The organism is Rahnella sp. BCC 1045 (genome assembly GCF_019049615.1).
Classification (GTDB): Bacteria; Pseudomonadota; Gammaproteobacteria; order Enterobacterales; family Enterobacteriaceae; genus Rahnella; species Rahnella contaminans.
In genome coordinates, this window is sequence record NZ_JAFMOZ010000142.1 from 70,825 (window position 1) to 93,539 (window position 22,715).

General features: G+C 53.8%; 21 protein-coding genes. 10 read left to right on the forward strand and 11 right to left on the reverse strand.

The features are described 5' to 3' along the window. The first annotated feature begins 89 nt into the window (after positions 1 to 89). Entirely contained in the window at positions 90 to 878 is a 789-nt protein-coding gene (gene ygiD, locus J1782_RS22630; protein ID WP_165061626.1) for a 4,5-DOPA dioxygenase extradiol, read from the forward strand. Between the two features lie 53 nt (positions 879 to 931). On the opposite strand, the gene J1782_RS22635 is transcribed toward ygiD, so the two are convergent. The 3 genes from J1782_RS22635 to tolC all read right to left on the reverse strand — a co-directional run bounded on the left by J1782_RS22635 (position 932) and on the right by tolC (position 4,447). Further along, entirely contained in the window at positions 932 to 2,092 is a 1,161-nt protein-coding gene (locus J1782_RS22635; protein WP_165061486.1) for a glutathionylspermidine synthase family protein, read from the reverse strand. An 8-nt stretch (positions 2,093 to 2,100) separates the two neighbouring features. Continuing rightward, positions 2,101 to 2,769 (reverse strand): DUF1190 family protein, encoded by a 669-nt coding sequence (locus tag J1782_RS22640; protein WP_165061489.1) that lies wholly within the window; start codon positions 2,767 to 2,769, stop codon positions 2,101 to 2,103. A 190-nt stretch (positions 2,770 to 2,959) separates the two neighbouring features. Beyond that, complete coding sequence (tolC, locus tag J1782_RS22645) at positions 2,960 to 4,447, reverse strand: outer membrane channel protein TolC (RefSeq protein ID WP_165061491.1); 1,488 nt, start codon at positions 4,445 to 4,447, stop codon at positions 2,960 to 2,962. A 231-nt stretch (positions 4,448 to 4,678) separates the two neighbouring features. Here tolC and nudF point away from each other — a divergent pair, with 231 nt between their 5' ends. The 5 genes from nudF (at position 4,679) to parE (ending at position 9,183) form a co-directional block, all read left to right on the forward strand. Beyond that, the gene (nudF, locus tag J1782_RS22650) at positions 4,679 to 5,314 is read left to right on the forward strand and encodes an ADP-ribose diphosphatase (protein WP_217153943.1); all 636 of its coding nucleotides are present in this window, start codon (positions 4,679 to 4,681) and stop codon (positions 5,312 to 5,314) included. Continuing rightward, positions 5,311 to 5,736 (forward strand): DUF1249 family protein, encoded by a 426-nt coding sequence (locus tag J1782_RS22655; RefSeq protein WP_095923552.1) that lies wholly within the window; start codon positions 5,311 to 5,313, stop codon positions 5,734 to 5,736. Before nudF ends, J1782_RS22655 begins: the two co-directional genes overlap by 4 nt. A 27-nt stretch (positions 5,737 to 5,763) precedes the next feature. Continuing rightward, entirely contained in the window at positions 5,764 to 6,594 is an 831-nt protein-coding gene (gene cpdA / locus J1782_RS22660; protein WP_165061493.1) for a 3',5'-cyclic-AMP phosphodiesterase, read from the forward strand. Then, positions 6,591 to 7,172, forward strand: a complete 582-nt coding sequence (yqiA, locus tag J1782_RS22665; RefSeq protein ID WP_152324049.1) for an esterase YqiA — start codon at positions 6,591 to 6,593, stop codon at positions 7,170 to 7,172. Before cpdA ends, yqiA begins: the two co-directional genes overlap by 4 nt. Before the next feature lie 115 nt (positions 7,173 to 7,287). Then, positions 7,288 to 9,183, forward strand: coding sequence for a DNA topoisomerase IV subunit B (parE, locus tag J1782_RS22670; RefSeq protein WP_152324048.1), 1,896 nt, complete (start codon positions 7,288 to 7,290; stop codon positions 9,181 to 9,183). Positions 9,184 to 9,260: 77 nt separating this feature from the next. On the opposite strand, the gene J1782_RS22675 is transcribed toward parE, so the two are convergent. Beyond that, complete coding sequence (locus J1782_RS22675) at positions 9,261 to 9,566, reverse strand: putative quinol monooxygenase (protein WP_152324047.1); 306 nt, start codon at positions 9,564 to 9,566, stop codon at positions 9,261 to 9,263. 30 nt (positions 9,567 to 9,596) lie between these two features. Then, complete coding sequence (locus tag J1782_RS22680; protein ID WP_152324046.1) at positions 9,597 to 10,184, reverse strand: NAD(P)H-dependent oxidoreductase; 588 nt, start codon at positions 10,182 to 10,184, stop codon at positions 9,597 to 9,599. Between the two features lie 324 nt (positions 10,185 to 10,508). On the opposite strand from J1782_RS22680, the gene parC reads away from it, so the two are divergent. The 3 genes from parC (at position 10,509) to ftsP (ending at position 15,299) form a co-directional block, all read left to right on the forward strand. Further along, positions 10,509 to 12,782: a DNA topoisomerase IV subunit A gene (parC, locus tag J1782_RS22685; RefSeq protein ID WP_217153944.1), complete on the forward strand. Its 2,274-nt coding sequence runs from the start codon at positions 10,509 to 10,511 to the stop codon at positions 12,780 to 12,782. Between the two features lie 218 nt (positions 12,783 to 13,000). Continuing rightward, entirely contained in the window at positions 13,001 to 13,738 is a 738-nt protein-coding gene (locus J1782_RS22690; protein ID WP_165061495.1) for a 1-acylglycerol-3-phosphate O-acyltransferase, read from the forward strand. A 145-nt stretch (positions 13,739 to 13,883) separates the two neighbouring features. Then, entirely contained in the window at positions 13,884 to 15,299 is a 1,416-nt protein-coding gene (gene ftsP, locus J1782_RS22695) for a cell division protein FtsP (protein ID WP_152324043.1), read from the forward strand. A 69-nt stretch (positions 15,300 to 15,368) separates the two neighbouring features. Here ftsP and dkgA read toward each other — a convergent pair whose 3' ends face one another. Further along, entirely contained in the window at positions 15,369 to 16,193 is an 825-nt protein-coding gene (gene dkgA / locus J1782_RS22700; RefSeq protein ID WP_152324042.1) for a 2,5-didehydrogluconate reductase DkgA, read from the reverse strand. A 135-nt stretch (positions 16,194 to 16,328) separates the two neighbouring features. Continuing rightward, a complete protein-coding gene (locus J1782_RS22705; RefSeq protein ID WP_152324041.1) occupies positions 16,329 to 17,369 on the reverse strand; it encodes an NAD(P)-dependent alcohol dehydrogenase in 1,041 nt (346 codons plus the stop codon). Positions 17,370 to 17,663: 294 nt separating this feature from the next. On the opposite strand from J1782_RS22705, the gene J1782_RS22710 reads away from it, so the two are divergent. Continuing rightward, a complete protein-coding gene (locus J1782_RS22710; RefSeq protein ID WP_152324040.1) occupies positions 17,664 to 18,599 on the forward strand; it encodes an AraC family transcriptional regulator in 936 nt (311 codons plus the stop codon). Between the two features lie 9 nt (positions 18,600 to 18,608). On the opposite strand, the gene J1782_RS22715 is transcribed toward J1782_RS22710, so the two are convergent. The 4 genes from J1782_RS22715 to J1782_RS22730 all read right to left on the reverse strand — a co-directional run bounded on the left by J1782_RS22715 (position 18,609) and on the right by J1782_RS22730 (position 22,671). After that, a complete protein-coding gene (locus J1782_RS22715; RefSeq protein ID WP_101078434.1) occupies positions 18,609 to 19,268 on the reverse strand; it encodes a DedA family protein in 660 nt (219 codons plus the stop codon). Positions 19,269 to 19,483: 215 nt separating this feature from the next. After that, the gene (gene metC, locus J1782_RS22720) at positions 19,484 to 20,677 is read right to left on the reverse strand and encodes a cystathionine beta-lyase (protein WP_217153945.1); all 1,194 of its coding nucleotides are present in this window, start codon (positions 20,675 to 20,677) and stop codon (positions 19,484 to 19,486) included. A gap of 176 nt (positions 20,678 to 20,853) precedes the next feature. Further along, the gene (locus tag J1782_RS22725; protein WP_208952049.1) at positions 20,854 to 22,146 is read right to left on the reverse strand and encodes a TRAP transporter large permease; all 1,293 of its coding nucleotides are present in this window, start codon (positions 22,144 to 22,146) and stop codon (positions 20,854 to 20,856) included. Between the two features lie 12 nt (positions 22,147 to 22,158). Next, the gene (locus J1782_RS22730) at positions 22,159 to 22,671 is read right to left on the reverse strand and encodes a TRAP transporter small permease (protein WP_217153946.1); all 513 of its coding nucleotides are present in this window, start codon (positions 22,669 to 22,671) and stop codon (positions 22,159 to 22,161) included. Positions 22,672 to 22,715: the final 44 nt, after the last annotated feature.

Below are 22,715 nucleotides of genomic sequence, written 5' to 3' on the forward strand. Positions count from 1 at the left end.
ACCGCCACTGAAAAAGAGTACCGTATTTTCATCACGCGGAAGGCGCTCCGCCGCTCCGCTCTTTTTCAGTCTGCGGTAAGGAATTAATGATGACGACTCAACGTATGCCCGCACTCTTCTTAGGCCACGGCAGCCCGATGAATGTGCTGGAAGATAACGTTTATACCCGTGCCTGGCATGCGCTGGGCGAATCTTTGCCACGTCCAAAAGCGATCCTGGCCGTATCTGCCCACTGGTTTACCCGCGGCACGGCGGTGACGGCGATGGAAAACCCGCGCACCATCCATGATTTTGGTGGTTTCCCGCAGGCGCTGTTTGATAAACGTTATCCGGCACCGGGTTCACCGGCGCTGGCGAAACGGGTTCAGGAATTGCTCAGCCCGGTAAATGTGATGGCCGATACCAGCGAGTGGGGGTTTGACCACGGCACCTGGGGCGTATTGATCAAGATGTATCCGGACGCCGATATTCCGGTGATCCAGCTGAGCATCGATGGCACGCAGCCGCCGGAATATCACTATGAACTGGGCAAAAAGCTGGCCGCGCTGCGTGACGAAGGCGTGATGATTGTCGCCAGCGGTAACGTGGTACATAACCTGCGAATGGTGAAATGGGACGGCAACGGCGAGCCGTATCCGTGGGCGATTGCGTTCGAAAAGTATGTGAAAGATAACCTGAGCTGGAAGGGCGAGGCGAAAGATCATCCTCTGGTGAAGTTTATGGAACATGAAGGCGGCGCGTTATCGAATCCGTCTCCGGATCACTATCTGCCATTGCTGTATGTTTTAGGTGCGTGGGAGGGTTCGGAGCCGATCACACTGCCAACTGACGGGATCGTGATGGGATCGCTTTCCATGCTTTCTGTTCAGGTGGGATAACGCTCAAAAACAAAAAGGATAATGAATTCCTTCATTATCCTTTTTTACGCGTTTTATCCGACAATGGTATGTGGATAGAAACGTGACAGATCCTGCGTGATCAGCGCTTTATCTTCGCGGATGCCAATCCCGCAAGGCTGATCGTTGACCAGCCAGCTGCCGATCAGCGTGTAACTGCCTTCGAATACCGGCAACGGATGGAACTGTTGCACGATCATGCCTTCTGCACCATACGGGCCGTCAACACTGGCCACTTCATGGCCTTTCTCGATGACTTTGATGTTAGCGCCTTCGCGTGAAAACAGTGGCTTCACGACGTAGTGATCCAGTTCCGGGTGAGCATCTTCAGCAAAATACGCCGGTAACAGATTCGGGTGATCCGGGAACATTTCCCACAGCAACGGCAGCAGGGCTTTGTTCGACAAAATGGCCTTCCAGGCAGGTTCAAGCCAGCGAACACCGGCGTCTTCCAGCTTGGTGGCGAACACTTCGCGGAACATAAATTCCCACGGATACAGCTTGAACAGGTTGGAAATCACCTGATCCTGCGTATCGGTAAACTGCCCGCGCTCGCCCAGACCGATTTCTTCGATAAACAGGAATTCGCTGGCCAGTTCAGCCTCCAGCGCGCAGTCCTGTAAATACTGAACGGTGCCGCGATCTTCTTCGGTGTCCTGACAGCAGGCGATGTGCAGTAACGAAAAACCGTGCTCGTTCTTCAGTTCGCTGAAACGCTCGATCAGCTTTTCCTGCAAACTGTTGTACTGATCGGCATCTGGCGGCAAGTTACCCGCAGCGATTTGATCTTCGAGCCACAGCCACTGGAAGAAAGCCGCTTCATAGAGAGAGGTCGGTGTATCGGCGTTATTTTCCAGCAGCTTGGGTGGATTCACACCGTCATAGGCCAGATCCAGGCGCGAATACAGCGAAGGTTGTTGCGTGCGCCATGAACTGCGGACAAATTCCCAGACGTGTTTTGGGATCTGGAATTTCGCCATCAGTTTGTCGTCATTCACCACACGCTCAACCACTTTTAAGCACATCTGATGGATGTCGGCAGTGGCGTCTTCAATCTCTTCAATCTGCGCCAGCGTGAACTGATAATAAGCATCTTCACACCAGTAGGGTTCGCCATACATGGTGTGAAAATTGAAGCCAAACTCCGTGGCTTTTTCGCGCCAGTCCGGGCGCTCATTAATCGCTAAACGTTTCATTTTATCTCTTAGCCACCCATGCTGCGGCCAGGGCTGCGAGGTGCCGCAGAGGAGCTGCGTTGCATTGAGGTTTGTTTGGCTACGCTGTCGCCGAAGCCACCGCGTGTAATAGTGTTTGTGACTGCCGGTTTCGGTGCCATGGCGGTTTTCGGCACATTCATGGTGCGGCCACCTGCGGTTGCCGGGCCATAGTTTTTGCCGGTGGCATCGACGAATTTGCCGTTTGCCGGGCTGGCCGGGTTTTTAGAGCTGAAAAGAGGCTGCTGCGCGTAAGCGCCGCCGCTCATCATCCGGCCCATCATATAACCTGCCATCAAAGGCATCCACATGCTGCCACTGCTCTGGCCTTCGGCTGAAGCGACACCAGCCTGCGCGGGAGCCTGAGTACACTGGCCTTCGCCGAACTCAGCAATACAGTCTTCACGGCTGGCGTATTTAGGTGCCGTTTTTGCCGCTTCTGTTTTGGCTGCGTTGTAGGCATCGACGCACTGCGTGCTGCCGGACGGATTGGCTTTCGTACAGTCGTCAGCATTCTGATACAAGGAAACCGTTTCGTCGGTTTTCTCACAGGCAGACAACATAAAGACGGCGCTTACCGCCAGTGCGACAGGTGTGATCCGAGAGCTACGCCATGATTTACGGAAGGTAGCCAGGTTAACGTGTTGTGTCCGTTTCATCGTTCTTATCCCATGTGTAGGGCTTTTTTGCCCTTTCCCAGTAGGGCCTAAGAATAGGGGAAAGTGGGTGATTGTTAAAGCAGCGAAGGCAATTGTTACGAGACTTTACAGAGGGGCGTGACGGAGGCAAAAAAAAGCAGCCTTTTCAGGCTGCCCTGGTCTTTACGATGAAAAAAGAAACCTGCCAGATTTAGTTCTGGAAAGGGTTGCCGCTTTTCTTCGTCGTGCGGGTTTGGGTGGTTGCGCTGGCTTTTTCAGTACGCGGTGCAGCCGCCGTGCTGTTGCCATAACCGTCCGCCGTGGCGTCCTGCTGCGGGGTTTCAGGTGCAACCTGATCCGGTGCCGTTGGCACAGGTTTACCCAGAGCACCGTTCAGTGCCAGCAGATCGCTTTCGTTTAGCGTACCCAGTGCTGACTTGATGTTCAGCTGGTTGATCAGATACGTGTAACGGGCGCTGGAAAGCTGTTGTTTGGCGTTATACAGCGTGGTGGTCGCATCCAGCACATCAACGATAGTACGTGTACCCACCTGATAGCCGGCTTCCATCGCATCTAAAGAACTCTGAGCAGAAACAACGGCTTGTTTATAGGCGTTGATGCTGCTGATAGAGGCAGAGATGTTGTTGAAGGAAGAACGTACGGTCTGAACAACGCTGCGGTGCGCGCTTTCCAGTTGTTCGCTGGCGCCAACAAAATTGTACTGAGCTTGTTTGACCTGAGAGGTTACAGAACCGCCGCTGTACAGTGGCAGAGAGAAGCTCAGACCAATTTTGTTCTGGCCTGCATCGGCATCCTGGTAGCTGGAAGAACCGCCAGTTTTGTCGCCGTGGTATTTGGTATTGCTGATACCGGTAGACGCGGTCAGATCAACCGTAGGCATGTGGCCGGTTTCCGCATAACGGATTTGCTCACGAGCCAGATCCTGTGACAGACGTGCAGACAGCAAGCTCAGGTTGCGGCTTTCTGCTTCTTTCAACAGGGTGGCTACCGGCTGCGGACGCGTGGTGTTGAAGTTATCCACGTTCAGGGAAGAGAGTTGCGGATAGTACATGCCGGTCACCTGACGCAGAGATTCCAGTGCGTTATCCAGGTTATTGCGGGCAGTCACTTCGTTAGCCAATACGGTGTCGTATTGTGAACGGGCGTTTTGCACGTCAGTGATAGCCACCAGGCCAACATTAAAACGCTGCGTGGTTTGATCCAGCTGACGATAAATAGCCTGTTTCTGCGCTTCGGTATAAGAGAGTGAATCGATCGCACTCAATACGTTGAAATAAGCCGTCGCAGAATTCAGGATTAAAGATTGCTGGTCAGTCTGGTAAGACACATCCTGAATACCGGCAGTTTTTTCCTGCAAGGTCAGTGCGCGCCATTTTGACATATCAAAAAGGGTCTGCGTTAATTGCAGGCTGGCGCTGCCAACATCACTATTAACGCCATTCGCATCGCGGTAGCCATTGGTATAACCATAATCCGCACCCAAACCGAGTTGCGGTAATAAAGGACTGCGGCTTTCGTTGATTTTTTCGAATGCAGCATCCCGGTCAGCAGCGGATTTGCGCAGGTCCGGGTTACTCGTCCTGGCTTGCTGATAGACCTGCATCAGGTTTTCGGCCTGGCTTATCGTACTGAAGCCGCCCAGGCTGAGTCCGATGAGAAGGGGGAGCAGTTTCTTCATTTGCATTCCTTGTTGTGCAGCAATGTTGTTATGTATGGTGGCGCAGTCAAATAAACCAATAGACGCGGATTCTAGCAGAGTCAGGCTAGCGGGGAGGTTGGCTTAACGTGCCTTCCCCGCTGGATGTGCCTAAATCTATCACAAACAACCTTGATTATTATTAACGCATTTTCATCAAACTGACCTCAAAGGACGATAAATTGCCTTTATGAGGGAAGAGGAAAACAATCCATGTGTGCATTCAAAAGTTCACCGGTTAGTTTCGGTAAAGATGATGTAGAAATTATTGCACGTGAGACGCGATATAAAGGTTTTTTTTCTATTATTGCATATCGGTTTCGTCACCGGCTGTTTAATGGGGAAATGAGCGGCGAAGTTGTGCGTGAAGTTTTCGAAAGGGGCCATGCAGCGGTGCTGCTGCCTTATGATCCGCAGCGCGATGAAGTCGTGCTGATTGAACAGATCCGCATCCCATGTATTGATTCCAGTGATACCCCATGGCTTCTGGAGATGGTCGCCGGTATCATTGAAGAGGGCGAGACAGTCGAAGACGTCGCCCGCCGTGAAGCACTCGAAGAAGCGAACATTGTGGTAAAACGCTGTAAACCGGCTGTGAATTACCTGGCCAGCCCGGGCGGAACCAGCGAGCGTCTTTCTATTATGGTCGGCGAAGTTGATGCGACAACGGCAGAAGGAATTCACGGTCTGGAAGCAGAGAATGAAGACATCCGGGTGCATGTGGTCAGCCGCGAACAGGCTTACCGCTGGGTGGAAGAGGGAGCGATAGATAATGCGGCGTCAGTGATTGCTCTGCAATGGCTGCAGCTACACCATGAATCCCTGAGAAAAGAGTGGGCCATCGAATGATTAAGCGCTATACCCCTGATTTCCCTGAAATGATGAGATTGTGCGAAACCAATTTCGCACAATTGCGCCGTTTGATGCCGCGCACCGATGAGCCCGGTGAAACAGTGACATATCAGGTGAGTAGCGCCACATATTGCCTGACGATCCTCGAATCGACGCGCTATACGTCGCTGGTGGAAATCAAACAGACCGCACCGGCCGTCAGTTACTGGAGCCTGCCTTCACTGACGGTTCGCCTGTATCACGACGCCATGGTGGCCGAAGTGTGTGCGAGTCAGCAGATCTTTCGCTTCAAAGCACGCTATGATTACCCTAATAAAAAGTTGCATCAGCGTGATGAAAAGCATCAAATTAACCAGTTCCTGGCGGACTGGCTGCGTTATTGCCTTGCGCACGGAGCGATGGCAATTCCGGTGTGTTAGACAGACTTCAACAACAAAGGAAACGATTTGGAAAGCCTGTTTAAACTGCCTTTGGTGAATGGGGCCAAAGTCAGAATTCTACAGATTACAGATACCCATCTTTTTGCCGGTGAAGATGAGACATTGCTGGGCGTGAATACGTTTAACAGCTATCGCGCGGTGCTGGACGCTATAAAAGCACAGCAGCGCGAAGTCGATATCATCGCGGCAACCGGTGATCTGGCTCAGGATCAGTCGGTGGAAGCCTACCATCAGTTTGCCCGTGGTATCAGCGAACTGGCGGCACCCTGTGTCTGGTTGCCCGGTAACCATGATTTCCAGCCTGCAATGGTGAATGCCTTGCAGGAAGCCGGGATCAGCCCCTCCAAACATGTCCTCCTCGGTGACGACTGGCAGATAATCCTGCTCGATACGCAGGTTTTCGGCGTGCCGCACGGAGAGTTGAGCGAGTATCAGCTGGAATGGATGGAACGTTGCCTGAATGCGTATCCCGATCGCTTTACCCTGCTGATGCTTCATCACCATCCGCTGCCTTCTGGCTGTACCTGGCTCGATCAGCACAGCCTGCGTAACGCGCACATGCTGGCGAATGTTCTGGTCAATTACCCGAAAGTGAACACGCTTTTGTGCGGCCACATTCATCAGGAGCTGGATCTCGACTGGTACGGACGTCGTCTGTACGCCACGCCGTCTACCTGCGTTCAGTTCAAACCGCATTGCACTAATTTCACGATTGATACCGTCGCACCGGGATGGCGTTATCTCGATTTGTATCCTGATGGCCGTGTCGAAACCCAGGTTTTCCGTCTGGAAACCAGCGAGTTTCATCCTGACACCGAGTCGGACGGGTACGAATGAATACCTTACTTTACCTGCACGGTTTCAACAGCTCACCGAACTCGGCCAAAGCCACGTCGCTCAAAAACTGGCTGGCGAAGAACCATCCTGAAATCGATATGGTGATTCCGCAATTACCGCCGTATCCGGTCGATGCGGCTGAGCAGTTAGAAAACTTAGTGATCCGTCATGCCGGTAAAAAGCTGGGCATTGTCGGTTCCTCGCTGGGCGGGTATTACGCCACCTGGTTGTCGCAATGTTTCGCCGTGCCCGCGGTGGTGGTTAACCCCGCCGTGAAACCGTATGAACTGCTGATCGACTTCCTCGGGCAAAACGAGAACCCCTACACCGGCCAGCAATATGTGTTAGAGTCACGCCACGTTTACGATCTGAAAGTCATGCAGATTGAACCGCTGGAGTCGCCGGATTTACTCTGGTTACTGCAACAAACGGGCGATGAAATCCTCGATTACCGTCAGGCTGTGGCGTATTACACTGCTTGTCGTCAGACGGTCGAACCTGAAGGAAATCATGCATTTGTCGGCTTTGAACGCTATTTTTCGCCGATTGTAGATTTTCTTGAGCTGACGGCAGACTAACATCGTCAGGGTGACGTTTTCCCCGGATGTTTCGCGTCTGCTTTCTGCCAGTGCTTCCGCCCGCCCAAATACTGTATCGTTAGCCCACAAACCTATGAGCCACGAATAATCAACGATGAGCCAGTCAACTTATAACGCGGATTCCATAGAGGTCCTCAGCGGACTTGAACCGGTGCGCCGCCGTCCGGGCATGTATACCGATACCACCCGGCCAAACCATCTCGGCCAGGAAGTCATAGATAACAGCGTCGATGAGGCATTAGCCGGTCACGCAAAGCGTATCGAAGTGATCCTCCACGAAGATCAGTCTCTCGAAGTCATTGATGATGGCCGCGGCATGCCGGTAGATATCCACCCGGAAGAAGGCGTGCCTGCCGTTGAGCTGATTTTCTGCCGTCTGCACGCAGGCGGTAAATTCTCCAATAAAAACTACCAGTTCTCCGGCGGCCTGCACGGCGTGGGGATTTCGGTGGTGAATGCCTTATCCAAACGTGTCGAGGTGGCGGTAAAACGCGGCGGCGAAGTGTATGAAATGGCGTTTGAAAACGGCGACAAAGTTGAAGATTTACATGTCACCGGCACCTGCGGTAAACGCACTACGGGTACCAGCGTACATTTCTGGCCTGACGGCAGTTTCTTCGACAGCCCGCGTTTTTCGGTCAGCCGCCTCAGCCATTTGCTGAAAGCAAAAGCCGTCCTGTGCCCTGGCGCTGAAATCATTTTCAAAGACAAAGTGAATAACACCGAACAACGCTGGTGTTATGAAGACGGTCTGACCGACTACCTGATGGAAGCGGTGAACGGCCTGATTACGCTGCCTGAAAAAGCATTCGTCGGCACGTTCGCCGGTGACACCGAAGCGGTTGACTGGGCGCTGCTGTGGCTGCCGGAAGGTGGTGAACTGCTGACGGAAAGCTACGTCAACCTGATCCCGACCATGCAGGGCGGTACGCACGTTAACGGTCTGCGTCAGGGGCTGCTGGATGCCATGCGTGAATTCTGCGAATTCCGCAATATCCTGCCGCGTGGTGTGAAATTGTCGGCGGAAGATATCTGGGAGCGCTGCGCGTATGTGCTTTCGGTGAAAATGCAGGATCCGCAATTCGCCGGCCAGACCAAAGAACGCCTGTCTTCACGTCAGTGCGCCGCTTTTGTTTCCGGCGTGGTGAAAGATGCATTCAGCCTGTGGCTGAATCAGAACGTACAGGCCGCAGAACAGTTGGCCGAGTTGTGTATTTCCAGCGCTCAGCGACGTCTGCGTGCCGCCAAAAAAGTGGTGCGTAAGAAACTGACCAGCGGCCCGGCGCTGCCGGGCAAACTGGCGGACTGTACGTCGCAAGATCTGAACATGACCGAACTGTTCCTGGTGGAAGGGGATTCCGCAGGCGGTTCTGCCAAGCAAGCGCGTGACCGCGAATATCAGGCGATCATGCCGCTGAAAGGGAAGATCCTGAACACATGGGAAGTCTCTTCTGATGAAGTGCTGGCCTCTCAGGAAGTGCACGATATTTCCGTGGCGATCGGTATCGATCCGGACAGCGAAGATCTGACCCAATTGCGGTACGGCAAAATCTGTATCCTTGCGGATGCGGACTCCGACGGTTTGCACATCGCTACCTTGCTGTGTGCGCTGTTTGTCCGTCACTTCCGTTCGCTGGTGCGCGGCGGTCATGTGTATGTGGCGATGCCGCCTTTATACCGAATCGATCTGGGCAAAGAAGTGTTCTATGCGCTGGATGAGCAGGAAAAAGAAGGCGTGCTGGATCAGCTGAAACGTAAGAAAGGCAAGCCTAACGTTCAGCGATTCAAAGGATTGGGTGAAATGAACCCGTTGCAGTTACGCGAAACCACGCTGGATCCGAACACCCGCCGTCTGGTGCAGCTGACTATCGATGAAGACGATATCGATCAGACGCTGCGTATGATGGATATGTTACTGGCGAAGAAGCGTTCTGAAGATCGCCGTAACTGGTTGCAGGAAAAAGGCGACACCGCCGAACTGGACGTCTGACCCTTCAGATTGCCGCATAAAAAATGCCGGGCGCTTTGCAGCTCCGGCATTTTTTTTTAGTAAAGCCCGTCAGACAATCAGGCTTTCTCAATAATATGGATCACCACATCCAGCACGTCGGCTTTGATGTTTTCGCGGTGCTTGTCCATATGTTCAGCCTGCTGATGCGCCTCGAGATGCGCCAGGCTTTCCCAGTCTTCCAGCATAAAGATGGAATCAGGGACCGTTTTGCGCCACGGGATCTGACCGTTGAAATCAACGTAAGGCTCGTAACGGTGACAACCTTTTTCTGCCAGAACGTCCGGCAGCAGGGCGGTAATTTTTTCCATAACCGAATCGCGACGGCCTGGTTTTACTTTGATTTCAGCAATAACAGTGATCATAAAAACCTCTTTCCCGGGTGACCTTCAACCTTAGGCCTGACCGAATACATTTTCAAGGTGAGCGCGGTAGCGGGCGAAATCCCCTTCCACGTCAGGCTGTTTAATCACGTCGTTACACATAAAGGTCGGCAGCGTGTCGAGGCCAATAAACTGGTTAGCTTTGTGCTGTGCGAGATAAACGCCGTCAACGCCAACGCCGTGGAAGAACTGCTCTTTATCTTCGAACGCTTCCAGCGGGGCATTCCAGGTGACAGAAAGCATGTAGCTTTTGCCCTGCAACAGGCCACCGGAACCGTATTTTTTGGAATCATCAGAACGGGTACGGCCATCGCTGGCGTACAGTTTGCCGTGACCTTCGGTGAAGACTTCATCGACGTATTTTTTCAGCGTCCACGGCATACCCATCCACCAGCCTGGCTGCTGATAAATGATGGCATCGGCCCACAGATAACTTTCGATTTCGGTCTGTACGTCATAACCCTCCTCAAGAACCGTCACGCGCACGTCGTGGCCCGCGTCACGCAGGAAACTGCTGGCGACGTCAGTCAGGCTGTTGTTCAGGGCACCTTTAGAGTGGGCAAAAGTCTTGCCTGCATTGATAATCAGGATGTTGCTCATGGTCTTTTCCTTAAATTGAATTCTGGCTCTCAGGCTGTTATCACGTAGTGTACCCAACTCCGCAGGGAGGAAAAATGTGATATTGCGCACAAGACTATTGACTCAGATGCAATAATGACAAGAAAAGACGTTGGATTTTGCCATCTGGCGTTCTGAAAATCGCTTAAAAACCCCGCACAAACACAGCAACTGTGACAGCCATGCGGCAGATGATGTACTATCGCGAACATCATTGCCCTGCGGCAGCCGCCTTGGTGCGCCAGCGGGTGCAAGCTTCCTAAATTTCCAAAACGATAACGCCACGGGTCTGAGGATTAAACATCAATGAGCGAAATGACTCATGACGGAACAGAGCGTTTAGCACTGCACACGTTTACCGAGAACGCCTATCTCAACTATTCCATGTACGTCATCATGGACCGCGCGCTGCCGTTTATCGGCGACGGGCTGAAGCCGGTACAGCGCCGTATTATTTATGCGATGTCCGAGCTGGGCCTGAGCAATAACGCCAAATTCAAAAAATCTGCACGTACCGTCGGTGACGTGCTGGGTAAATACCATCCTCACGGCGACAGTGCCTGCTACGAAGCCATGGTGCTGATGGCGCAGCCATTCTCTTACCGTTATCCGCTGGTTGACGGGCAAGGGAACTGGGGCGCGCCGGATGATCCGAAATCCTTCGCGGCGATGCGTTATACCGAATCGCGGCTGTCGAAATACGCCGACGTTCTGTTACGCGAGTTAGGGCAGGCAACGGTCGATTACGTGCCGAACTTTGACGGCACCATGCAGGAGCCGAAAATGCTGCCTGCGCGTCTGCCGAATATCCTGCTCAATGGCACCACCGGCATTGCGGTCGGGATGGCGACGGATATTCCGCCGCATAACATCCGTGAAATCGCTGCTGCTGCGGTTGCGCTGCTGGAAAAACCGAACAGTTCGCTGGAAGATTTGCTGGAATTCGTTCAGGGACCCGATTTCCCGACCGAAGCCGAAATCATTACGCCACGCAATGAAATCCGCAAAATGTACGAATCGGGCAAAGGCTCGGTGCGCATGCGCGCGGTCTGGCACAAAGAAGACGGCAGCGCGGTGATCACCGCGTTACCGCATCAGGTTTCGGGCGCGAAAGTGCTGGAGCAAATCGCTAACCAGATGCGCGCCAAAAAGCTGCCGATGGTCGAAGATCTGCGTGACGAATCCGATCACGAGAACCCGACCCGTCTGGTGGTGGTTCCGCGTTCTAACCGTATCGACCTGGATCAGGTGATGAATCACCTTTTTGCGACCACCGATCTGGAACGCAGCTACCGAATCAACATGAATATGATCGGCCTTGATCACCGTCCGCAGGTGAAAGGTCTGCTGGAAATTCTGACCGAATGGCTGGTTTATCGTCGCGACACCGTACGCCGTCGTCTGAATTACCGTCTCGATAAAGTGCTGAAACGTCTGCATATCCTCGAAGGTTTGCTGACGGCGTTCCTCAATATCGATGAAGTTATTCACATCATCCGTACTGAAGACGAGCCGAAACCGGTGCTGATGCAGCGTTTCGAGCTGTCGGATACTCAGGCAGAAGCTATTCTTGAGTTGAAATTACGCCATTTGGCAAAACTCGAAGAAACCAAAATTCGCGGCGAGCAGGATGAACTGGCGAAAGAGCGCGATCAGCTTCAGGCGCTTCTGGCGTCAGAACGCAAACTTAGCACGCTGATCCGCAAAGAAATTCAGGCCGATGCCGAAGCCTTTGGTGACGAACGTCGTTCGCCAATCACCGAGCGTGAAGAAGCGAAAGCCATGAGCGAGCACGACTTTGTGCCGTCTGAGCCGGTGACCATTGTACTTTCCGAATCTGGCTGGGTGCGCAGCGCTAAAGGCCACGATATTGACGCGTCCGGCCTGAGCTACAAAGCGGGTGACAGCTTCCGCGCCGCAGCGAAAGGTAAGAGCAATCAGCCGGTGGTGTTTATGGATTCCACCGGACGCAGTTACGCGCTTGACCCTACTACGCTGCCTTCGGCACGCGGGCAGGGCGAGCCGCTGACCGGTAAACTCACGCCACCGCCGGGTGCGACTATCGAACACGTTCTGATGGCGTCCGACGATCAGAAACTGCTGATGGCCTCCGATGCCGGTTACGGTTTCGTCTGTACCTTCAGTGATTTAGTGGCGCGTAACCGTGCCGGCAAGGCCATGATTACTTTGCCGGATAACGCCAAAGCGTTCGCGCCAATTGAAATCAACGGTAACGATGACATGCTGCTGTCGCTCACCGCCGCAGGCCGTATGCTGCTGTTCCCGGTGGCTGATTTGCCGCAATTGTCGAAAGGTAAAGGTAACAAAATTGTTTCCATTCCTTCGGCGCAGGCGGCGAGTGGTGAAGACAAACTGGCTTGGCTGCTGGTTCTGCCACCGCAAACGTCCATCACGCTGCACGTTGGTAAACGCAAACTGGTGATCCGTCCGGAAGAGTTACAGAAATTCCGTGCAGAACGTGGCCGCAAAGGAACACTTCTGCCACGCGGCCTGCAACGGGTTGATCGCGTTGAAGTCGACGCGCCTGTCCGTGCTTCCGGCGGTGACAGCGAAGAATAGAACGGCTGTTGACCTTATCCAGTCAGGGCACATTTGTGCCCTGAACTCTTTTTAAGGGAATGCAGTGGCCTGAGACTGTTGTGCAGTGCAAAGATTTTACATTTGTATCAATAAAACCGTTGTGCCCTGCTGAAGGAGGCTTGAGAATAGTTCACCTCACAGGGAGCGAAACTGCACAGGTTTCTTACCGGCTTCGGCTGTAGTTTTAAGAGGATGTTATGTTATTTATTTTGCGTCTGATTATCGTGGTGGTTTACTCGATTCTGGTCTCTGTTTTTGGTTGTATTTATTGTCTTTTCAGCCCGCGTAACCCGAAACATGTGTCGACTTTCGGTAAGCTGTTTGGCCGCCTGGCACCGGTATTTGGCCTTCGCGTTGAAAAACGTATTCCTGCAGAAGCAGTGAATAACGGCAACTGTATTTACATTGCCAACCATCAGAATAATTACGACATGGTGACGGCCTCAGCCGTTGTCATGCCAAGAACGGTGACTGTGGGCAAGAAAAGCCTGGCCTGGATCCCGTTCTTTGGTCAGCTTTACTGGCTGACAGGCAACCTGCTGATTGACCGTGATAACCGCGCCAAAGCGCACGGCACCATTTCTCAGGTGGTGACCCAGATTAAGAAAAAAAATCTGTCGATCTGGATGTTCCCGGAAGGTACCCGCAGCCGGGGTCGTGGCCTGATGCCGTTTAAAACAGGGGCATTCCACGCCGCTATCGCCGCCGGTGTGCCGATCGTGCCGATTTGCGTGTCGAACACCAGCAACAAGGTGAAGCTCAACCGCTGGTCTAACGGACTGGTAATTGTGGAAATGCTGCCACCTATCGATACCACCGGTTACACCAAAGATCGTCTGCGCGAACTGTCCGAACACTGCCGTCAGATCATGGCGGATAAAATCGCCGAGCTGGACGCCGAAGTCGCACAGCGTGAAGCCGCAGCAAAAAAATAATAGCGTTTTTTATTTACGCCCTGATGACGACGGGTTGCAGGTTTTTAATATCCCTGCGGCCCGGCGGCGTCAGAGCAGAAATTCTGTTGCCATTGATGGCGATGGTTATTAACACAGCTCTTGATTTTGTTTTCATGGAGAAGATATGTCACTCAGTCGTCGCTCGTTCCTGCAAGCCTCCGGCGTGGCTCTTGCCGCAGGTGCTCTGCCATTTAAAGCAGAAGCGAGTGGTTCGCAACCGGCATTACCCGTTCCCCCGCTGCTGGAATCCCGCCGCGGGCAACCGCTGTTTCTGACGTTACAGGCGGCCCACTGGTCATTCCTGGGTGGCGCTAAAGCGCCGGTGTGGGGCATCAATGGCATGTATCTTGGCCCGACGGTCAAAGTGCATAACGGTGATGACGTAAAACTTATCTACAGCAACCGCCTGGCTGAGCCTGTTTCGATGACCATCAGCGGATTGATGGAGCCGGGAACGCTGACCGGCGGCGCGGCGCGCATGATGCAGCCTGGCGTTGACTGGTCGCCGGTATTGCCCATTCGTCAGGCAGCCGCCACCTGCTGGTATCACGCGAATACGCCCAACCGCATGGCGCCGCACGTCTATAACGGGCTGGCGGGGATGTGGATTGTTGAGGATGAAGTCAGTAAAAATCTGCCGTTGCCCAACCATTACGGCGTTGATGATTTCCCGCTGATCATTCAGGACAAACGGCTGGATGGTTTTGGCGTGCCACAATATGATACTCCGGCTTCCGGTGGATTCTTTGGCGATACCATGCTGGTCAACGGCGTACAAAGCCCGTATGTCGAAGTGTCCCGCGGGTGGGTACGTTTGCGTTTGCTAAATGCGTCGAATGCGCGCCGTTATGAACTGAGCATGACCGACAACCGTGCGTTCCACGTTGTGGCTTCCGATCTCGGTTTTCTGCCTGCGCCGCTGACGGTGAAACGTCTGTCGCTTGGGCCGGGTGAGCGCCGCGAAGTGCTGGTGGATATGTCGCAGGGCGAAGAAGTCTCGATTACTGCGGGCGATGCGGCGGGTGTTATGGACAGACTGCGTGGTCTGTTTGAGCCCTCGAGCATTCTGGTTTCTACCATCGTCCTGACGCTCAAACCTACCGGCCTTTTACCGCTGGTCACCGACAATCTGCCGATGCGTTTACTGGCCGATCAAATCATGACCGGCAATGTGGTTCGCAGCCGCGACCTGCGTCTTGGCGACAGCCAGCCGGGTATTAACGGCGCGATGTGGGACATCAACCGCCTCGACCTGACCGCACAGCAAGGGACGTGGGAACGCTGGACCGTGCATGCGGATATGCCGCAGACCTTCCATGTCGAAGGCGTGTCTTTCCTGGTGAAAAGCGTGAACGGTGCGGCACCGCTGGTGGAAGATGCCGGATTCAAAGACACCGTCTGGGTTGATGGCGACGTGGAATTGCTGGTGTTTTTCAATCAGCCTTCGTATGACCATTTCCCGTTCACCTACCGCAGCGGAACGCTGGAACTGGCCGATCGCGGTTCCGCAGGCAACATGCTGGTTCAGCCGTCGATGTAATGGCAGAGCGCCTACGCATCAAAAGAAAACCCGCCAGTGGCGGGTTTTTTGTTTACTGCTGCGGGGAAATTACAGGTCTTTCGCCGGATCCGGCCCCAGACGCTGTTCTTTATCCAGCTTGGTGACTTCCGCCAGTTCTTCTTTCTCCAGCTTGAAATCAAATACGTCGAAGTTTTCGCGGATACGTTTTGGCGTCACGGATTTCGGGATAACAATCAGCCCGTTGTCCAGATGCCAGCGGATGACAATCTGCGCCGGCGTTTTGTTGTATTTCTCAGCCAGTTTCTGAATCAGAGGCTGATCAAACACACCTTCGCCGCCCTGTGCCAGCGGGCTCCAGGATTCGGTGGCGATAGTGTGCGTGGCGTTCCAGGCGTGCAGCTGACGCTGTTGCATCAGCGGGTGCAGCTCAATCTGGTTCACCACCGGGAAAATACCGGTTTCATCTTTCAGTTTCTGCAAATGCTCCAGCGGGAAATTACAGACGCCGACGCTTTTCGCCAGCCCTTGTTCTTTCAGTTTCAGCAGCGCTTTCCACGCATCGACATAATGGCCCTGCGCTGGCTGCGGCCAGTGGATCAGATACAAATCGACGTAATCAGTTCTCAGCTTTTTAAGGCTGGTTTCCAGCGCCTGTGGGGCGTTTAACTGATCGTCATTCCACAGTTTGGTGGTAATAAACAGCTCTTCGCGGGGAACGAGATTGGCGGCAATCGCTTCGCCGACGCCTTCCTCATTTTTGTAGATAGCGGCCGTATCGATATGACGATAGCCGGTTTCAATGGCCGTTTTCACCGCGCTGGTGGCTTCCTGATTACTGGCTTTCCATACGCCAAGTCCTAACTGAGGCATCAGGTTGCCATCGTGAAGTTTAATGATGGGTTGCGTTGCCATGAGGTTCTCCTTTCAGGGCAGAGTGCCCGCCGCAAAGCACGGGCACAGAGTAGTGAAGGCTTCAGCCTGACGTTAAGTCTAGTTAACGAAACGTCATCTTGCTGAGCAGGCTACTTATTTTATTGCGAACGCTTGTTACGCGTTCATATCCAGAACGACGCGGTAACGCGCTTTTCCTTCGTGCAGATGTTCAACCGCATCGTTAATTTTGCTCAGCGGGAAGTGCTCAACCTGCGGGGTGATTTCGTGACGGGCACAGAACGCCAGCATGTCGGCCAGACGCGAAGGTGAACCGGTCGGTGAACCAGAAACCTCAGCCTGTTTGCTGATAAGCGCCATCACATGCAAAGGAACGGCTTCCGGTACGACGCCCACAAAGTGCAACCGGCCTTTCGGTGCCAGCGTGCCGATAAAGGCATCCCAGTCCAGTGAGGCGTTGGCCGTCACCATGATGAAATCCAGTTCACCGGCGATTTTCTTCAGTTCATCGCTGTCGCGGGTGGCGACCACGCGGTGTGCGCCGAGTGACAGAGCTTCATCACGTTTTGCCAGAGACGAGGTAAACGCCGTGACTTCGCAGCCCCACGCATTCAGGAAGCGCAGCGCCATGTGGCCTAAACCGCCGATACCGACGACGCCCACGCGGTGCGTTGGCAGAACGCCAAACTGCAACAGCGGGTTAAACACAGTGATGCCGCCGCAGAACAGCGGGCCCGCGCTGGTAACGTCTACGCCTTCCGGAAGCGGGATCGCCCACGCCCAGTGACTGCGTATGCGATCCGCGAAGCCGCCGTGATGACCGATAATCGTGGCTTCAACATCGTGGCAAAGATGCTGATCGCCGGACATACAAGGGTGGCAGTGCATACAGCTGCCACGGTTCCAGCCCACGCCCACAATCTGGCCAACTTTAAGCCCTTTGTTGCGCGCATGGTCGCCGATTTTGACAATTTTACCGACCACTTCATGGCCCGGCACGAACGGATATTGTGTGATGCCCCAGTCGTTATTGAGCATTGAGAGATCGGAGTGGCAGACGCCGCAGTAATCAATGGCGACTTCAATTTCTTCGTCACCGATTGGGCCGGCGTCGAATTGGAAAGCTTCAAGAGGCTGATTCGGACCGGCAGCGGCCCAGGCGTTAAACGTATTTTCGGCAGCGGTAGGTGCAGACATAATTCTCTCCTGACATTGAATTTTTGAAAATTAGGGAGTTATTGAGAAATCGGGCCGGTGACAAAACGTTAGTCACGAACAGCGTATGAAAGGTACGTTCATACAGACTAGCAGTTCACTGCATTTGTGCAGGAAGATGCGACTGCGGAAAGAGGGATTAACTGTAAGAGAAAATCGCCGCAAGGAAGATGCACATTTCTGCCAGAGTCTTGCCTGATCCTGCAAGTCTCTGTAGAAAATGAAAAGCCTGTGGCAAAATCGATGCCAGTTTATCGTCTATCCGGAGCAGGAATAATGGAAAATGTGGACAGCTTGTGCGCCCGTCTGGCGGCGCGAGTGGCGCATCTTAGCGGGAATAAAAACCTCAGTCCGTCGGCGGTGCCACAGGTTACGCTAATGCACACCACACGTTACCATCCGCGCCAGCCGGTTTTGTACAATCCTGGCGTAGTGATCCTCTTTCAGGGCCGTAAAGTCGGTTATCTGGGCAAGAAAACCTTCTCCTACGATCCGCATAATTATCTGATGCTGACCGTTCCCCTGCCGTTCGAATGTGAAACGTTCAGCAGCCCCGAAGAACCGATGGCCGGGATCCAGATCAGCATTGATACGCTGATGTTGCAGGATTTGCTGATGGACATGGGGGATGAAACCGTGGCACGTCAGAAAGATTCTTCAACCGGTATCAATTCAGGCGTTCTGGACGATGATATTTTATGCGCGACCGAACGCCTGCTGAGCGTTCTGGATAAACCGCTTCACGCCCGCGTGCTGGGGCCGAAGATCATCCGCGAAATCCTGTTCTTTATCCTGACCAGTGAAAACGGCGGCGCACTTCAGGCGCTGGTTAACCGCCACACGCACTTTAGCCAGATTGCCAAATCCCTGCGTCGCATCGAAGCGCAATATGCGGATAACCTCAGTGTGGAAGCGCTGGCGAGCGAGGTGAACATGAGTATTTCGGCATTTCACCACAACTTCAAAGCGGTAACGAGCACGTCGCCTTTGCAGTATCTGAAAACCTACCGGCTGCACAAAGCGCGAATGCTGATGATTTATGACGGCGTGAAAGCCAGCGTGGCGGCGTTGCAGGTGGGATATGAAAGCGCATCGCAGTTCAGCCGCGAGTTTAAGCGCTATTTTGGGGTGACGCCGAGCGATGAAATGGCCCGCCTGCGCGAAGGCAGTTCGGGCGTTTTAGCACTGGCGGATGTGGCCTTTAAAGCGTGATATGCGTGCTCAGAAACGGCATTTACGTTTTTTCCACACCACCAGCAATCCACCGGCAAGCCCGATAACCAGCAGCAGAACCGGTAAAATCATCAGACCCGCCATGACCTGATCCTCATGGCGCTTCACTACCGGAATGTGGCTCAGCGCGAAGCCCAGCGAAATCACCACCCCTACCCACAAAATCGCGCTCAGCCAGTTAAAGAACTGGAAGCGCGCATTGTTCAGGCCGGAAATACCGGCAATGGTCGGTAACAGCGTGCGGACAAACGCCAGAAAACGGCCAACCAGCAGCGCCGTCAGCCCGTGACGGGTGAACATCTGGTGCGCGCGCTGATGATAATGTGCGGGAAGCTGTAGCAGCCAGCCTTTGACCATCTTCGTGTGTCCGAGCCAGCGCCCCTGAATATAGCTCAGCCAGCAGCCGAGACTGGCGGCGGTCACCAGAATAATCATCGTTGGAATGAAGCTCATCACACCTTTGGCGATGAGCGCACCGGTCAGCAGCAGAAGGCTGTCGCCCGGCAGGAAAGAAGCGGGAAGAAGTCCGTTTTCAAGAAACAGCGTCGTGAACAGTACAGCGTAGATAACCCAGAGAAGATTCGGGTCGGCGAGCATACTGAAATCATGCCGCCAGAGTGCATGAAAAATGTCGCAAATAACTGCCATAGTCTGTCCTGTTGCTAATCATTAAAAACTGTCACTTGCCAGTGTACCAAGGATCCCTTGTCCGTATGTTGATCTGAGGCGGCTGTAAAAAGACAGAACACTCCGGCGATAGTTCACCGGAGCTATAGGTAGAGCTTACAGATTATTCTCATTTTGCGAATGAAAATCCGACAGATACCTTACCGATCTGCGCGGTATGTCGCAATCTCTCCCGCTCAGGCCGCCGCAATTCTTTCAAATGCGGAAGAAAGGTCGGCAATCAGGTCATCGCTATTTTCCAGCCCGATGTGAAGACGCACCAGCGTACCGGTAAAATCAACGGTTTCTGCCGGACGGATCGCCTGAATTTCTTCCGGCTGATTGGCCAGAACCAGCGATTCAAAACCGCCCCAGGAATACGCCATGCTGAAATGTTCGAAGTGATCGAGATAGTCGGAAAGCTGCTGTTTGCTCAGGCGCTGCTTGAGGATGAACGAGAACAAACCACAGCTGCCGGTGAAATCGCGCTTCCAGAATTCGTGGCCTTTGCTGCCCGGTAACGCCGGATGGTTTACGGTTTCCACTTCCGGGCGTTCCGCCAGCCATTGCGCGATACGAATGCTGCTTTCTTCATGCTGTTTCAGCCGCACGCCCATCGTCCGCAGTCCGCGGCTGGCAACGTACGCGGTGTCGGCGTCAACCATTTGCCCCATCAGATAAGAGTGCTCGCGCAACTGTTCCCAGCAACGTTCGTTGGATACCGCCGTACCAATCATGGCGTCGGAATGGCCGACGATATATTTGGTCCCGGCCTGAATGGAAATATCGATATCAAATTCCAGCGCCTTGAACAGAATGCCCGCCGCCCAGGTGTTGTCGATCATAATCACCACGTCCGGAGATACGGCGCGCACGGCTTTCACCATTGCCGGGATATCCGGCACTTCCATGGTGATCGAGCCCGGTGATTCGAGGAAAACGACTTTGGTGTTGGGCTGCATCAGCGAACCTAACTCCGCGCCAATGTCAGCACGGAAATAGGTGGTGGAGACGCCGAGTTTTTTCAGCACTTTTTCGCAGAAATCTTGTGTGGGTTCGTAAGCGGAACCCGCCACCAGAATATGGTCGCCGGTGCCCACAAACGACAACACCGCATTGCTGACCGCCGCCGCGCCGCACGGATAAAGCGCGCAACCCGCGCCGCCTTCCAGCTCAACCATCGCCTGTTGCAGGGAGAAGTGCGTCAGGGTGCCGCGGCGTCCGTAAAACAGCTCGCCGTTGGCGCGGTTGGCGGTGGCGTGTTTTTTGTCGGCCACGGTTTCAAATACCAGTGATGACGCACGCTGGATAACCGCATTCACTGAGCCTTGCGTAAACTTCTTGTCCCTTCCGGCGCTGACCAGCGCGGTTTCAATTTTTTTAGACGACATAATCCGTATTTCACCCTGTTTGTAGCGCGGCACACTGTGGCATCCGCTGATATGCAATTAACTTAACATGATGAATTTCAGGGATCAGGCTTTTGGCGGGTGGATGAGAAAATTTCAGCAACACGGTCAAAAAAAGCCCGTCTTCACGACGGGCAAGGGAGAAACGCGGGCTGGCGTCAGCCGGTATAAACGCCGAAAAGTTTGGGCAGGAACAGCGAAATGGTCGGGATATACGTCACCAGCATCAGCACCACAAACAGCACGCAGTAGAACGGCAACATGGCTTTCACCACTTTTTCGATGCTCTGTTTACTCACTGCACTGGCGACAAAGAGCACCGAACCGACCGGCGGAGTGATCAGCCCGATCCCCAGATTCACCAGCATGATCATGCCGAAATGCACCGGATCAATGCCGAGTGATAAGACCACGGGCAACAGGACAGGTGTGAGGATCAGAATGATCGGTGCCATGTCCATGAGTGTGCCGATCAGCAGAAGCATGATGTTGATCCACATGAGGATCACGTATTTATTGTCGGAAATGGAGGTGAAGAATTCAGTGATGCGCATCGGCAGCTGCATGTAGGTCATGACTGCGCCAAAGCTGGCGGCAAAGCCAATCAGAATCATCACGATGCTGACGGTTTTGACCGTGCGGTACATCAGTTTCGGCAGTTCGCTCCATTTATAATCGCGGTAGATAAACATAGTGACGAAGAACGACCATAAACAGGCGATGGCTGCGGATTCCGTTGCGGTAAATATCCCGCTGAGAATACCGCCCATGATGATGACCACCGTCATCAGCCCCCACAGTGTGTCGATAAAAATCTTCAGTGCCTGACGGAACGGCACCCGTTCACCTTTCGGATAACCGCGTTTGTGCGCGAACAATACGCACATCACCATCAGCGTCAGGCTGAGCAGCAAACCGGGCAGAATACCGGCGATAAACAGCGCGGCAATTGAAACGGTGCCGCCGGTGGCCAGTGAGTAAATCACCGAGTTATGGCTGGGCGGTGTCAGAATCGCCTGCACCGAACCACTGGCTGTGACGGCAGCGGCGAAATCGCGCGGATACCCTTTTTTCTCCATCTCCGGGATCATCACCGAACCAATTGATGCAGTATCCGCCACCGAAGAGCCGGAAATCGCCCCGAAAAATGTCGATGCCACGATGTTCACCAGCGACAGACCGCCGCGGATAAATCCGACAAAAATATATGCAAAACTCACCAGCCTGCGGGCAATGCCGCCTTCGGCCATAATCGCACCCGCCAGAATAAAGAACGGGATCGCCAGCAGCGAAAACTTGTTCACGCCGTTAGTCAGCTGAATCATCAGCGCTTCAAACGGCAGATCAATCCACCACGCGCCGGCCAGCGCGCTAAGCCCGACGGCATAGGCGACCGGTACGCCAATCGCCAGCATCGCCGCCAGCGTTAACAACAAGATTAATGCATCCATATCAGACTCCGGTCAGGCGTCAGAATTGCCCAGCATCACGACAGGCCGCTGGTGCTGCGGTCCGGCAATGATCTGCTCAATGATGAATAACAGCGTCAGCGCAGAACCTACCGGCAACGGCAGATAGGTTTGTCCGGCAGTCAGCAGCGGGAACTCCGCGACCGGCTGCTGCCAGAGTTCACTGCACAATTGCAGGCTGTACCAGAAAATAAACACGCTGATCGCCAGCATCATCAGGTCAGCCAGCAAGGCAGAGAATTTTTTCATCGCAGGCGGCAGACGGTCGGTGACCATGGCGACGACAATGTGCGAACTCGCGCGGTAGCTGACGGCGGCACCGATAAAGGTGAATGTCACCATGCACATAATCGCGATGGGTTCAGGCCAGGAGAGGGCGCTGTTCAGGACGTAGCGGGCGAAAATACCGATGGGAATGACCGCCACCATCAGCAATAAAGCCAGCCCGGCCAGCCACATTGCGCCACGATAAAAGATGTCCATCAGGGTGTGATAACCGGAAACCATAAGTTCCTCCGCTGAAGTGTCGGGAAAGAGGCAGCGGACGCTGC